Origin of the sequence: Aurantiacibacter flavus, assembly GCF_039710615.1 — a bacterium.
GTDB lineage: Bacteria > Pseudomonadota > Alphaproteobacteria > Sphingomonadales > Sphingomonadaceae > Alteraurantiacibacter > Alteraurantiacibacter flavus.
Window position 1 is genome coordinate 851,974 of the sequence record NZ_JBDLBR010000001.1, and the last position, 13,014, is coordinate 864,987.

The 13,014-nt window shown below is 63.6% G+C and carries 13 protein-coding genes; 7 read left to right on the plus strand and 6 right to left on the minus strand.

Going from position 1 to position 13,014, the window contains the following annotated elements; all coding sequences use genetic code 11:
* Positions 1-39 precede the first annotated feature (39 nt).
* The 5 genes from ABDJ38_RS04020 (at position 40) to ABDJ38_RS04040 (ending at position 4,149) form a co-directional block, all read left to right on the plus strand.
* A complete protein-coding gene (locus ABDJ38_RS04020) occupies positions 40-1,392 on the plus strand; it encodes an aldehyde dehydrogenase family protein (RefSeq protein ID WP_346783770.1) in 1,353 nt (450 codons plus the stop codon).
* A gap of 102 nt (positions 1,393-1,494) precedes the next feature.
* Entirely contained in the window at positions 1,495-2,736 is a 1,242-nt protein-coding gene (locus tag ABDJ38_RS04025; RefSeq protein ID WP_346783771.1) for a lipoprotein-releasing ABC transporter permease subunit, read from the plus strand.
* Entirely contained in the window at positions 2,729-3,403 is a 675-nt protein-coding gene (locus ABDJ38_RS04030; RefSeq protein WP_346783772.1) for an ABC transporter ATP-binding protein, read from the plus strand. The genes ABDJ38_RS04025 and ABDJ38_RS04030 overlap by 8 nt, the downstream gene beginning before the upstream one ends.
* A 66-nt stretch (positions 3,404-3,469) precedes the next feature.
* Complete coding sequence (locus tag ABDJ38_RS04035; RefSeq protein ID WP_346783773.1) at positions 3,470-3,748, plus strand: hypothetical protein; 279 nt, start codon at positions 3,470-3,472, stop codon at positions 3,746-3,748.
* Between the two features lie 74 nt (positions 3,749-3,822).
* A complete protein-coding gene (locus ABDJ38_RS04040) occupies positions 3,823-4,149 on the plus strand; it encodes a hypothetical protein (protein WP_346783774.1) in 327 nt (108 codons plus the stop codon).
* A gap of 1 nt (position 4,150) precedes the next feature.
* Here the strand turns inward: ABDJ38_RS04040 and ABDJ38_RS04045 are convergent, their stop codons facing one another.
* Complete coding sequence (locus ABDJ38_RS04045; protein ID WP_346783775.1) at positions 4,151-4,900, minus strand: Yip1 family protein; 750 nt, start codon at positions 4,898-4,900, stop codon at positions 4,151-4,153.
* A 138-nt stretch (positions 4,901-5,038) separates the two neighbouring features.
* On the opposite strand from ABDJ38_RS04045, the gene dnaE reads away from it, so the two are divergent.
* Positions 5,039-8,602, plus strand: a complete 3,564-nt coding sequence (gene dnaE, locus ABDJ38_RS04050; RefSeq protein ID WP_346783776.1) for a DNA polymerase III subunit alpha — start codon at positions 5,039-5,041, stop codon at positions 8,600-8,602.
* 15 nt (positions 8,603-8,617) lie between these two features.
* Here the strand turns inward: dnaE and ABDJ38_RS04055 are convergent, their stop codons facing one another.
* Together ABDJ38_RS04055 and ABDJ38_RS04060 are read right to left on the minus strand one after the other, a co-directional pair.
* Positions 8,618-8,824, minus strand: a complete 207-nt coding sequence (locus ABDJ38_RS04055) for a hypothetical protein (protein WP_346783777.1) — start codon at positions 8,822-8,824, stop codon at positions 8,618-8,620.
* Between the two features lie 102 nt (positions 8,825-8,926).
* Positions 8,927-9,547 (minus strand): LysE family translocator, encoded by a 621-nt coding sequence (locus tag ABDJ38_RS04060; protein WP_346783778.1) that lies wholly within the window; start codon positions 9,545-9,547, stop codon positions 8,927-8,929.
* A 52-nt stretch (positions 9,548-9,599) separates the two neighbouring features.
* Between ABDJ38_RS04060 and ABDJ38_RS04065 the strand changes: the two genes are divergently transcribed.
* The gene (locus ABDJ38_RS04065; RefSeq protein ID WP_346783779.1) at positions 9,600-10,052 is read left to right on the plus strand and encodes an Lrp/AsnC family transcriptional regulator; all 453 of its coding nucleotides are present in this window, start codon (positions 9,600-9,602) and stop codon (positions 10,050-10,052) included.
* Positions 10,053-10,127: 75 nt separating this feature from the next.
* Here the strand turns inward: ABDJ38_RS04065 and ABDJ38_RS04070 are convergent, their stop codons facing one another.
* From ABDJ38_RS04070 to moaB, 3 genes are all read right to left on the minus strand, one after another.
* Complete coding sequence (locus tag ABDJ38_RS04070; RefSeq protein ID WP_346783780.1) at positions 10,128-11,249, minus strand: OmpA family protein; 1,122 nt, start codon at positions 11,247-11,249, stop codon at positions 10,128-10,130.
* 121 nt (positions 11,250-11,370) lie between these two features.
* On the minus strand, positions 11,371-12,447 hold the full coding sequence (locus ABDJ38_RS04075) for a PA0069 family radical SAM protein (protein ID WP_346783781.1): 1,077 nt from the start codon (positions 12,445-12,447) through the stop codon (positions 11,371-11,373).
* Positions 12,448-12,483: 36 nt separating this feature from the next.
* The gene (gene moaB / locus ABDJ38_RS04080; protein WP_346783782.1) at positions 12,484-13,011 is read right to left on the minus strand and encodes a molybdenum cofactor biosynthesis protein B; all 528 of its coding nucleotides are present in this window, start codon (positions 13,009-13,011) and stop codon (positions 12,484-12,486) included.
* Positions 13,012-13,014 lie beyond the last annotated feature (3 nt).

The window sequence follows — 13,014 nt, forward strand, 5'->3', positions numbered from 1 at the left end:
CCCAAATGGCGGACAAAATCAACTGGAAGGGATACCCCGATGACCACCCAGCCGACCGCTGCCGACCTTGCCGCCGACATCAAACGCGTGTTCGCCGCGCAGCAGGAGCATCAATGGGAGGTCAAGGCTTCCAGTGCCGAGGCGCGCAAGGCCAAGCTCACGAAGCTGAAAGAGGTGATCGGCGCGCGGACCGATGACATCATCGCCGCCGTGCGCGAGGATACCCGAAAGCCGGAAGGCGAGATCCGCGTAACCGAGGTGCTCAATATCCTCGGCAATATCCAGCGCAACATCGATAGCCTCGACGACTGGATGAAACCGACCGAGGTGGGCTCATCCTCGAACCCCGACGACAAGGCCGAGATCATCTACGAGGCGCGCGGCGTGTGCCTGATCCTCGGGCCGTGGAACTTCCCGCTCGGCCTCACCTTCGGCCCGCTCGCGGCGGCTGTGGCGGCGGGCAATGTCTGTATGGTCAAGCTTACAGACCTGTGCCCGGCGACTGCGAAGATTGCCAAGGCTATCGTCGAAGAGGTGTTCGACGAGAACGAGGCCGCTGTGTTCGAAGGCGACGTGAGCGTGGCCGAGGCACTGCTTGACCTGCCGTTCAACCACATCTTCTTCACCGGCAGCACCAAGGTCGGCAAGATCGTGATGACGGCTGCGGCCAGGAACCTCGCCAGCGTCACGCTGGAGCTGGGTGGCAAGTCGCCGGTCATCGTGGACGAGGGCGCGGACGTCGCTGCCATCGGGGCTGCGCTCGCCGGGGCCAAGCAGTTCAACGGCGGGCAGGCCTGCATCTGCCCCGACTATGTGTTCGTAAAGGAAGGGCAGAAGGATGCGCTGGTCGAAGCCTTTGCCAGCAACGTTGAGACCAACCTCTACGAGGACGGCAAGATAAAGCACGAGGCCATCGCGCAGGTGGTTAACAAGGGCAACTACGACCGTGTGAAAGGCCTGTTCGACGATGCCGTGGCCAAGGGCGCCAAGGTTGCCGTGGGCGGCACGTTCGAGGAGGACACTCTTACGGTCCACCCGACCATGCTCACCGACGTCACCCCGCAGATGACCATCCTGCAGGAAGAAATTTTCGCGCCGCTGCTTCCGGTCATGACCTACGACGATATCGACCAGGCGATCGGTTACATCGAGGCGCGCGACAAGCCGCTCGCGCTCTATGTGTTCAGCCCGAATGAGGAAAACGTCGAGAAGGTGCTTCAGCGCACCAGCTCGGGCGGAGTGACGGTAAATGGCGTGTTCTCGCACTATCTCGAAAACAACCTGCCGTTCGGCGGCGTGAATGCCAGTGGCATCGGCTCGTACCATGGATACTTCGGGTTCAAGGCATTCAGCCACGAGCGCGCGGTCTATCGCCACATGGCCGAGGCCTGATCTTAAGCCCACCGACAGCAAGCCCCGGCTTTTCCATTGCGAGGCCGGGGCTTGCCGCCTAGACGCCTCGCAGTCGCTTAAACCATACAGAAGCTCAGGCCCTTGATATTAAGCCCTTTCGAATGGACCGTCGCCAAGCGCTATATGTTACCCGGTCGCGGCGAAGCCGTTATCGCGCTGGTGGCTGGCATTTCGATCACCGTGGTGATGCTCTCGGTCGCCATGCTGGTGATCGTAATGAGCGTGATGAACGGCTTTCGCGCCGAGCTGCTTGACCGCATTACCGGCCTGAATGGTCATGCGGTGATTCAGGGCTATGGCGACAAGATCGACGACTGGCAGCAGGTGCTTGAGATCGTGCGCACGACCGAGGGCGTCACCAAGGCCTCGCCGATGATCGAGAAACCGCTTCTGGCAAGCTACGAGGGACGGGCCGACGCGGTGTTCGTGCGTGGAAACACGCCCGAGGACATCGCCGACATGAAGCAGAACCTTGTCTCGGGGTCGCTCGACGATCTCAAGCCAGGTGAGCGCAATGTTGCCATCGGCTCGCGGCTGGCGTTCAATCTGGGGCTGAGGCTGGGCGACACGATCACGATCATCAACCCGCAGGGCCGCACCACGCCTTTCGGCACCTATCCGCGCCAGGTCGGCTACACGGTAACCGGCATTTTCGAAGTCGGGCTCTACGACTTCGACGAGCGTTTCGTCATCATGCCGATCCCCAATGCGCAGACCCTGCTGCTGACGGGTGACACCATCGGCATGATCGAGGTGCAGGTCGACGATCCCGACAAGGTGAGCGAAATTCTCGGGCCGGTGCAGCAGGCAATCTCGGGCCGCGCGGTGCTGACCGACTGGAAGACCCTCAACGCCTCGCTGTTCGAGGCCTTGCAGGTGGAACGGGTGGCGATGGCCTTTGCATTGTCGATCATCGTGCTGGTGGCCGCGTTCAATATCCTGTCCTCGCTGGTGATGCTGGTGCGTTCCAAAACGCGCGATATCGCGATCATGCGTACGATGGGCGCGCGGCGTAATTCGCTGATGAAGATCTTTGTCACCACCGGCTCGGCCATCGGTGTAATTGGAACGGCAGCCGGGCTGACGCTGGGCTTTGTGGTGCTCTATTTCCGGCAGTCGATCGTAAAGTTCATCGAGGTTGTGACCGGGCAAAATCTGTGGGATCCGCAGATCCGCTTCTTGTCCGAACTGCCCGCGCGCACCGACCCGTTCGAGGTGATCGCGATTGCCGGCATGGCGATGGGGCTGTCGTTCCTTGCAACGCTCTATCCGGCCTACCGAGCGGCTAATACCGATCCGGTCGAGGTGCTTCGCTATGAGTAGCCCGGTTGTCCGTCTTACTTCGCTGGCCCGTAATTTCGAGCAGGGCGGCGAGGTTATCGAGGTTCTGCGCGGGGTCGATCTGACGATCCAGCCCGGCGAGATCGTGGCGCTGCTGGGGCCGTCAGGCTCGGGCAAGTCGACCATGTTGCAGGCGGTGGGTTTGCTCGAAGGCGGCTTCTCGGGCCGGATCGAACTCGCCGGTGTCGATGCGAGCAAGGCCAGTGCGGCAGAGCGCACCACAATGCGGCGCGAAAACCTCGGCTTTGTCTATCAGTTCCACCACCTGCTGCCCGATTTCTCCGCCGAGGAGAACGTCATCCTTCCACAGCTTCTGCTGGGTATAAGCCGGAGCGATGCCGAGGCGCGCGCGCGCGACTTGCTCGGCGCGCTGGGCCTCGCGCATCGGCTGACACACCGGCCGAGCCAGCTTTCCGGCGGTGAACAGCAACGCGTGGCCGTAGCCCGTGCGCTGGCCAACAAGCCGCTGCTGGTGCTAGCCGACGAGCCGACTGGCAACCTCGACGAGACCACCTCCGACAAGGTCTTCGCGCAATTCCTCGAATTGGTTCGCGGGCAGGGGAGTTCGGCCTTGGTGGCGACGCATAACGAGCGGCTTGCGGCGCGGATGGACCGGGTCGTACGCTTGTCAGAAGGGCGCCTCGAATAGGCCGGTTCGCGCGGAAACCCGCAGCGCGCTTGGGCGTTGATGAAGCAAACTTAGGAGCGTTCTTAGATGGTCGATTTTCCCAGCAGCTACAGAGCCGAGGGCACGAACCGCCAGGGTATCCAGTGGGATGACCGGGCGTTCCTTCATGCGGCGGGAGATGGCGATGGCGTGCTCGACCGGGCCAAGGCGATCAGGAGCGGGACCTTCGCGGAGCTGGTGGCCGAAATTGCTGCGCTGCCGGAGGACGAACGTCGCGGCTACTACATCCAGAAGGCCGGCGACCGCGAGTTTCATGCCGAAGAGATCGCCGCCCTTGCTGCGCGTGACGACTTCCCGCGGAAGTGATTGATCGCCTGCCGCGATCCTCTAGGTTCGCGGCAGGTGCCCGATGAAGTGCGCCGGAGGTATCGGAGTCGCGCGTGCTGGGATCTTTCAACGACTGGTTTCTAGGTCTCGGCGCGCAATACGGCGTCAATCCATACATCTTCGGCGCGATCTACGTCGGCGCGATCCCGTTCTTCCTCGCCTCCATTGGCTGGTTGGTGAAGCGGGCACGGGCAGGCCGCTCGACCGTGGCCCCCACGATGCTGGCGGGGTTCTTCTTCGTATCGGCCTATCTCTATCTGGCGATTTTCGGTGAGGACATTCCGCTTTGGGTGTGGATGTTCCTTGCCGCACTAATAATCTACGGCGCGTGGTCGACGATCCGCGACACCCGCCGCAAGATCGCCGCCAAGGAAGAGTAAGCTACTCCCCGTTGTTGTCGACCGTGATGTTGACCTGTTCGCCGTCAGGGCCGGTGATGGTCATGGTCGAGCCATCCTCGCTCGCCTGCATCGAGCCAAGGCCACCCATATCGAGCGACATCTGATCCTGCGCATCGGCCGCTGCGATCATTGACGGCGCGGTAATGGCGGTGGAGATCGCACCGGCGATAAGCGAGATCACGAAGGCTGCAACCACCGTGGCAATGGTGAAGACGGGCAGCTTGTCCGGAGCCACGCCCATCACCGGAACCGCGCCCTTGTAGAACAGGTAGAGGCTGTAGATCGCAAAGAGGAGCCCGATCACCGAAAGCGCCGGGAGAAGCCCCACAATGCCGCCCACCATGCTTGCCGTCATCGCGTAGGCCACGAGGCGGAAGGCAGCCGGATAGTCATCCTTGCCACCGAATTTCGGGCTGAGGAAGTTTGCGACGAAGGCGACCAGCCACACGCTCACCAGCGCCATCACGTAAGAGGTTATGAGCGTGGTGATGCCCGTCATCAGGCTGGGGCGGTAGGTGAAGCCGAGAGCGCCATATCCAAACACCTGGCCGCCGATAAAAGCCGCAACCGGCCCGATAGCGGCAAGCGGCACGACATAACGCAGGAAGACGTCTTTGGGCGAATCGCTCTCACCCGCTATGGCCTGCCACTCGGCGGCCGGAGCCATCAAAATGCCCTTGGCGCGCGCCAAAATCGGCGATGGTCCGGATTGTACTGGATTGTCACTCATGTGTTCGTCCCCCAACGAAACCTGACGTGTGCGAAGTTGAACACGAAATCGGGAGACTGGCAAGAATATTGGGTTTTCCCCAAGCCCTGCAACAGACCCCTTGATCGACCGGGCCGCTCTCCGCACATTCACCGGCCCATGCCATATGCCCCCTTTGTCCCCTTGCGAGTCTTTTCCAGTTTCTCGATGCTGGAGGCGGCGATCGACCCCAAGCAGATCGCCAAACTGGCGAAGGAGCGCGGCTTTCCCGCCATCGCCATCTGCGACCGCAATGGCCTCTATGGCTCATCCGCCTTCGCGGGGGCCTGCAAGGGCGAGGGGGTTCAGCCCATCATCGGCACGCTGCTGGGCGTGGCGCGCGACGTTACCGGCGAACTGGTCGATTACCTGCCGCTGTTCGCTCAGGGCGAGCAGGGGTGGAACAACCTGTGCCACCTCGTCAGCCGCGCGCATCTCGACCGCCCGCTAGAGCTGGAACCGCACGTGCAGCTTGGCGATCTGGCCGGCCATACCGAGGATCTGATCGCGCTCACCGGCGCGGGCGAGGGGGCCTTGGCGCGATGGCTGGCTCAGGGCCAGACAGCCCAGGCCGAGGAGCTGCTAAGCCAGCTTGAAGAGCTGTTTCCCGGCAAGCTCTACATCGAACTGGCGCGGCGCGGCGATCCGGTAGAGGAGGCCGCTGAGGGTGCGCTGATCGACCTCGCCTATGCGCGCGACCTGCCGCTCGTGGCAACGAACCCCGCGCACTATGGCGAGCCCCACATGCACAAGGCGCACGATGCCATGCTGTGCATCGCCAACTCGTCGCAGCTTGACAGTTCCGACCGGCCCACCTCGAACGCCGAGACCTACATCAAGCCCGCCTCGATGATGGAGGAGCTGTTCGCTGACCTCCCCGAAGCGCTGGCAAACACGCTGGTGGTGGCACAGCGCTGTGCCTTCGCGCCGCCAAAGCGCAAGCCCATCCTGCCCAGCCTCGCGGGCGATCAGGAGGGCGAGGCGCGGATGCTGGAGGAGGACGCGCGCAAGGGCCTCGCCATGCGGATCGCGCCTTATTACCCCGAAACCGATCAGGCTGAGCTTGACGAAGCCTTGTCCTTGCTTGCCAGCGGCGCGCCCGAGGAAGGGCAGCCCTTCGACAAGCTCAGGGAGAGCGGGAATCTCGAAGAGTTCCGCGAATATGCGAAACGCCTAGATTTCGAGGTTGGGATCATCCAGCGGATGGGCTTCCCCGGCTACTTCCTGATCGTTGCCGACTTCATCAAGTGGGCCAAGGCACAAGGCATTCCGGTTGGGCCGGGGCGCGGCTCGGGTGCGGGCTCGCTGGTGGCCTGGGCGCTGACGATCACCGATCTCGATCCGATCCGCTTGGGGCTGCTGTTCGAACGTTTCCTCAACCCGGAACGCGTTTCCATGCCCGACTTCGATATCGACTTCTGCGAAACGCGGCGCGGCGAGGTTATCCGCTATGTGCAGGCCAAATATGGCCACGATCACGTCGCGCAGATCATCACCTTCGGCAAGATGAAGGCACGCGCGGTGCTGCGCGATTGCGGGCGCATTCTGCAAATGCCCTATGGTCAGGTCGATCGGCTCACCAAGATGGTGCCCAATCACCCGACAGACCCCTGGACTCTGCCACGTACGCTCAACGGCGCGGCCGACTTCAAACGCGAATACTCGAACGACAACGAAGTGAAGCGGCTCGTCGATCTGGCTATCCAGCTCGAAGGCTTCCCGCGCAACTCTTCCACCCACGCGGCGGGCGTGGTGATCGGCGACCGCCCCTTGTCGCAACTGGTGCCGCTCTATCGCGATCCGCGTTCGGACATGCCGGTGACGCAGTTCGATATGAAGCATGTGGAAGACAGCGGGCTGGTGAAGTTTGACTTCCTCGGCCTCAAGACGCTGTCGGTGCTGCGCAAGGCGGTCGACCTACTCGCGCGGCGCGGGATCGAGGTGGAGCTGGACACTCTCGCATGGGATGATCCGGCGGTGTTCGAACTGCTCAAACGCGGCGACACAGTCGGCGTTTTCCAGCTGGAATCGGAAGGGATGCGCCGCACGCTGACTGCGGTAAAGCCCACAAAATTCGAGGATATTATCGCGCTCGTGTCGCTTTACCGACCCGGCCCGATGGACAACATCCCAAGCTTCGGCAGGCGCAAGGCAGGCGAAGAGGAGATCATCTACCCGCACGAAAAGCTGAAGGGCATCCTGGAAGAGACCTACGGCATTTTTGTCTATCAGGAACAGGTGATGCAGGCCGCGCAGATCCTCGCGGGCTATTCGCTCGGCGACGCCGACCTGCTGCGCCGCGCCATGGGAAAGAAGATCCAGGCCGAGATGGACGCCCAGCGCCTGCGTTTCTGCGAGGGCTGCAAGGAGGTCTCGGGGATCGAGAAGGACGAGGCGAACAAGCTGTTCGACTTGATCGACAAGTTCGCCGGCTACGGCTTCAACAAGTCGCACGCCGCCGCCTACGCGCTGCTCGCCTATCAGACCGCGTGGCTGAAGGCGCACTATCCGGAGGAGTTTTACGCCGGGTCGATGTGCTTCGACATGCACCAGTCGGAAAAGCTGGCAGTGTTCGTCGACGACCTCAGGCGCAACGGGCTGAAGCTGCTCGGTCCCTGCATCAACCATTCGGAGGCCGAGTTCCACGTCGAGCAGACCGAAGAGGGGTACGCCGTGCGGTTTGCGCTCGCCGGCTTGCGGAATGTGGGCGAGAGGGCGATGGAGCAGGTGGTGGCTGAGCGCGAGGCGCGCGGAGCCTTCGCCAGCCTCACCGACGTGTTCGAACGGATGCCCGCAGGCGCGATGAACCGCCGCCAACTCGAAAGCCTCGCCGCGTCGGGGGCATTCGACGCGCTCGAACCCAACCGCGCCAAGGTGCTCGCCAATGCCGACATGCTGATGGCCGTGGCCGATGCCGCAAGCCGCGAGCGTTCAAGCGGCCAGGCGGGCCTGTTCGGCGGAGACGACCATGCCGAGCCCGAAGTGCGTCTGGTCGAAGCAAAACCATGGCCGCGCGCCGAGCAGATGGCGGCGGAGCGCGAGAACTTCGGGTTTTACTTCGCTGCCCACCCGGTCGAGCAGTTCCGCCATGCTGCCTCGGCGCAAGGGGCGCGGACCTATGCCTCGCTAATGACCGGCGGGGTGCGCGGGGGCCGCGAGAACGCGGTGGTCGCGGCGATGGTCGAGGGCGCGAGCAAGGGCCGCACCAAGCGCGGGGCCGAATTCATCCGCGCGGACTTCTCCGACAGCACGGGCAACTTCTCCGCCGCCTGCTTCGAGGAAGGGCTGGTCGAGAGCTTCCAGCGCTGGGCCTCGGAGGGCACCTGCGTGCTGCTGAACGTTGAACTCGATAGCCCGAGCCCCGACGAGCCGCCGCGCATCACCGTGCGCGGGGCCAAGCCTCTGGCCGAGGTGACCGGCTCGGCCAAGATGATCCTGCGCGCCGATGTCTACGACGAGGCGGGGCTTGCCACCTTGCGAGCGATGCTCGAACCGGGGCAGCCGGGCCATGGCGAGGTTCTGGTGCGCCTGCGCATCGGTGAGGAGCAGGAGCCGAGCGTGCTGCTCGGCCGCGATTTCGCGCTCGATGGCTCGCTGGTCGACAAGCTGTCCAATGTTGCCGGACTGGGGTCAGTCAGCCTCGCGCCGATCCGGGGGATCGGGCACCTGCGACTGGTGGCGTAAACAGATTCTGGTTCGTCAGTCGTCGAGCGTGACAAGTAAGCATGCTCGAAAGGCGCCGTTTACTGCGTCTTGCCGGTGCCAGATTTCGACGACGTCATAGTATTGGAAATAGCCTGCCGCATCTCGGGCAAGGTGTTCGCCGACATGCGGCAGGAAGTCGAACTCGGCTGCGAACAGCAGCGTTTCCGGATCCTTGCTGTCAAATACTTCAACCAAAGCCATAAAGCCCTCCGTGGGGTATGATTGCCATGTCACCCAGGTTCGGCAACCAATTGTGCCCCGCCACCTCCAGATATAGGTTCATATCTCTCGGCGGTGCCTAGTCTACGCAGCAGGCCAAAGCAGCGCGGGCAGGGTCGAGCCGAGCAGCAGTGCGGCCATCACCACGTTGAACACGCGCAACTGGCTCTCCTTGCGCAGCACCCGCTCGATCCCGCGACCGGCCACCAGCCACAGCGTCACGCTCGGCAGGTTGACCAGCAGAAATACCCCGACGAGCGCCGCCACATCGGCGTACGAGCCGCCCGGGGCGAACAGCGCGCTCACGGCGATCGCCACCACCCAGGCCTTGGCGTTGATCAGTTGCAGGCTCAGCCCCTCGATGAAGCCGAGCGGCTTTGTCTGCGTCGCGCGCGCCTTGGCGGGACTGCTGCGGGCCAGCTTCCAGGCCAGCCACAGCACCACCACCGCGCAACCGAGGCGGAACACCAGATCGGCCTCGGGATGGGCGAGCAGGATCGCCGCCGCGCCCAGTCCGGCCAGCGCGATCAGCATGTGAAAACCGACGATGATCCCGCACAACAGCGGCAACGACCGGCGCACACCGAAGTTTGCGCCCGATGTCATCAGAAGGATATTGTTCGGTCCGGGTGTGATCGAGCCCACGAGCGCAAACAGGGCGAGGCTGGCAAAGCTGGTTTCCATGCCGGCAATAATACGCTGCAATGGGCGCAATATCCTTGTGAAGCGCAGTGCGTTCCCGGTAACAGCGCAATTAATGCCGAGAAATGACGAAATAGACCGCAGGATATTGCGCGAACTTCAGCGCCATGCCCGACTCACCAATGTCGAGCTGGCCGAGCGGGTGGGGCTCTCGCCCTCGGCCTGCCTGCGCCGGGTTCAGGAGCTTGAGCGCGCCGGGATCATCACGGGCTATCACGCGCGGGTCGACCCTCTCGCGGGCGGCGCCGGGTTCATCGCCTATGTGACAGTGGCCCTCTCCTCGCACTCGAAGGAAAACCTCGAGGCGTTCGAACGCGCGGTGGCAGGCGCACCGCAGGTGGTCGAGTGCCACAATATCACCGGCGCGACCTCCTATCTGCTGCGGGTCGAGGTCGCCGGGTTGCAGCAATACAAGAAGTTCCACACCGAGACGCTCGCCGCCGTGCCGGGAGTGGCGCAGATTACCACGCATGTGCTGCTCGCGACAACAAAGCACCGGTTCGACTGAACGCACACAAGGAAAAGGCCCGACAGGATCGCTCCTGCCGGGCCTTCTTGTGTCTGGGCCTAGGGCCGGTTGGGCTTAGTTGCCCGAGCCGGGACCGTAGGTGACTTCGACGCGGCGGTTCTGCAGCTCGCGGACACCGTCGGCAGTCGGCACGCGGTTCTGCGTTTCGCCGAAGGCTTCGGTGCTGATGCGAGCGGCGGGGATGCCGCGGCCGGTCAGGTACTGCTGGACCGAAGCGTTACGACGCTCCGACAGGCCCATGTTGTAAGTGGCCGAGCCCGAACGGTCGGTGTGACCGGCAAGCATGATGCGGGCGGTGCCGCAATCGCCATAGGCCGTAACCGCCGAGTTCAGAACGCTGGCAGCCTCAGCCGTGATGTCCGACTTATCCCAGTCGAAGAACACGATGTACGGGCCAGTGTTGCAAGGCTGCGCAACCGGAGCCGGAGGAGGCGGCGGTGGGGGAGGCGGAGGAGGCGGAGGAGGAGGTGGCGGCGGGGGCGGAGCCGCCGGTTCGCTGCCACCGAAGTTGTAGATCAACGTCGCGAGAAGCGAATGCGTGGCAAAGTCGGTGTCGAGCGTGCGATCCGCTTCGTCGAGCAGAGTCACGTCGTTCACGCGATGATACTTGTACTTCAGCGAAGCTTCGAGCTTATCCGACACCGGCGCGCGCAGCTGGGCGATACCCTGATAGGCGAAGAGAATATCGTTATCGTCGACAAAGTTGATATTCGCGCCGGTGGACAAATCGAAGAACCGCGCGTTCGAGAAGCCCGCGCCGCCGCCGATCGAGAAGCCGATACCGTCTTCACCACCGAAATCGAGCAGCAGGTTGGCCATGCCGCTAGCGACATCGACCTTGCCGTGACCCTGGTCGTAACTCGCGAAACTGAGCGCGGTCCCGCCCGTATAGATGCCGCCCGAAGTGGCATCCACGGGGCCGAGGGTGATGTGCTTGTAGGCACCTTCTGCCTCCAGGCGGACCGGGCCGAAGTCATAGCCGAGCACGGCTTCTGCTTCCCAGCCCGCGTCGAGATCGAGGTCGACCGTGTTCGCGGTGCCAACGACACGCAACGACGGATCGTCGGCGAGCACAATGCCCCCACCGAGACCGCCATAGACCTGGCCATCGCGCGCCATGGCAGGTGTCGCAACGAGCGCCGTGGCTGTCAGGAGGCCGATTGCGGAAAGTCTCATTCGTCATTCCCCTTGCTGCTGGCCGCGATTACGAAACACGGCCGTTAGCGAGCGCTTAGGCTCGAGATAAGGCAAATTGGAGACAGTCGCGCGAAGCCTGAAAATCTCCGTTTCGGCTATCCTAGAACAGCGACAACTGGCCCGTGGGCTCTGGCTTTCGAAAAGCGGTGGTGTCGAGCGCGACGACCTTGCGCGACATGCCCGCACGGCGGCAGGCGAGGTGGAAGCGCTTGCGGAACAGGTCGGCCCAGACTCCTTGCGGGCGCATCCGGGCAAAGAAGCGCGGGTCGTTGTCGCGACCGCCGCGCATGTCGCGCAGAGTGGCCATGACCTTGCCCGCACGGTCGGGGTAATAGGTCTCCAGCCATTCGCGGAACAGCGGGGCAACCTCGTGCGGCAAGCGCAGCGGTATCCAGGTTGCCGACTTGGCCCCGGCAGCGGCGGCGCGCTCGATCAGCCGCTCCATCACGTCGTCGGTGATGGCCGGGATCACGGGCGCGATGGAGCAATTGGTGTGGACTCCCGCTGCCGAAAGCGCGGCCAGTGCAGCAAGGCGCTTTTCCGGGGTGGTCGCGCGCGGTTCGAGCTGCGCGGACAGCCGCGCGTCAAGCGAGGTGACCGAAATCGCCACCGCCACCAGATCATGCCGTGCCAGCTCCGCGATCAGATCGAGATCGTCGAGAACGCGGTCGGACTTCGTCGTGATCGTCACCGGATGGCGCAGCTCAAGGCACAGTTCGAGGATCTGGCGGGTGATCCGGTATTGCCGCTCGATCGGCTGATAGGGATCGGTGTTGGTGCCCATGGCAATCGGCGCGCACTTGTAGCGCGGATGCGCCAGCTCGCACCGCAGCAGCTCTGCCGCATTGGGCTTGGCGAACAGCCGCGTTTCGAAGTCCAGCCCCGGCGAGAGATCGAGATAGGCATGGGTGGGCCGGGCAAAGCAATAGATGCAGCCGTGCTCGCACCCGCGATAGGCGTTGATCGAACGGTCGAACGGAATGTCGGGTGATGTATTGTAGCTGAGGATCGAGCGGGGATGCTCCTCGGTTACCTCGGTGCGCAGCGGGGGAGGCCCGCCATCGACGGCCTCGCGCGCATCACGCCAGTCGCCGTCCTCGGTCCGCTCAGGCAGGGCAAAGCGCGCGGAAACCTTGCCCGATTGCGCCCCCCGTCCTTTGATCCGCTGCTGTTCCACAGTAGGAACATAAACGGAACATTTGAGTCGGGAAAGCTATTTTTCCCGCAGCCTCGGCATCAGTTCGACGAAGTTGCAGGGCCGGTTGCGGCTGTCGAGCTGTTCGGCGAGGATCTTGTCCCAGCCATCCTTCACAGCGCCGTTCGAGCCGGGCAGCGCGAAAATATAGGTGCCCCGCGCCAGCACGGCGCAGGCGCGTGATTGCACCGTGCTGGTGCCGATGGTGTTGTAGCTGACCCAGCGGAACAGTTCGCCGAAGCCGGGGATGTCCTTCTCCTTCACCCGGTCAAGCGCTTCGGGCGTCACGTCGCGCCCGGTAAGGCCCGTGCCGCCAGTGGAGACGACCGCGTCGATGGCCGGATCGTCGATCCACGCCTCAAGCTGCGCGGCGATCAGTCCCGCATCGTCGCGCAGGATCGTGCGCGCGCCGAGCGTGTGGCCTGCGGCGGTGATGCGCTCGGCCAGGATATCGCCTGAGGTATCCTCCTCCGGGCCGCGCGTGTCGGACACGGTCAGCAGCGCGATGGTGATGGGGGTGAAGGTTCGGGTGGTGTCGATAGCCATCGG

Excerpts from the sequence above, each read along its gene's own strand:
- ABDJ38_RS04035 (WP_346783773.1), top strand. The coding sequence starts at position 3,470 with ATGGTCGATTTTCCCAGCAGCTACAGAGCCGAGGGCACGAACCGCCAG.
- ABDJ38_RS04020 (WP_346783770.1), top strand. The coding sequence starts at position 40 with ATGACCACCCAGCCGACCGCTGCCGACCTTGCCGCCGACATCAAACGC.
- ABDJ38_RS04045 (WP_346783775.1), bottom strand. The coding sequence starts at position 4,900 with ATGAGTGACAATCCAGTACAATCCGGACCATCGCCGATTTTGGCGCGC.
- ABDJ38_RS04065 (WP_346783779.1), top strand. The coding sequence starts at position 9,600 with ATGCCGAGAAATGACGAAATAGACCGCAGGATATTGCGCGAACTTCAG.
- moaB (WP_346783782.1), bottom strand. The coding sequence starts at position 13,011 with ATGGCTATCGACACCACCCGAACCTTCACCCCCATCACCATCGCGCTG.
- ABDJ38_RS04055 (WP_346783777.1), bottom strand. The coding sequence starts at position 8,824 with ATGGCTTTGGTTGAAGTATTTGACAGCAAGGATCCGGAAACGCTGCTG.
- dnaE (WP_346783776.1), top strand. The coding sequence starts at position 5,039 with ATGCCATATGCCCCCTTTGTCCCCTTGCGAGTCTTTTCCAGTTTCTCG.
- ABDJ38_RS04030 (WP_346783772.1), top strand. The coding sequence starts at position 2,729 with ATGAGTAGCCCGGTTGTCCGTCTTACTTCGCTGGCCCGTAATTTCGAG.
- ABDJ38_RS04070 (WP_346783780.1), bottom strand. The coding sequence starts at position 11,249 with ATGAGACTTTCCGCAATCGGCCTCCTGACAGCCACGGCGCTCGTTGCG.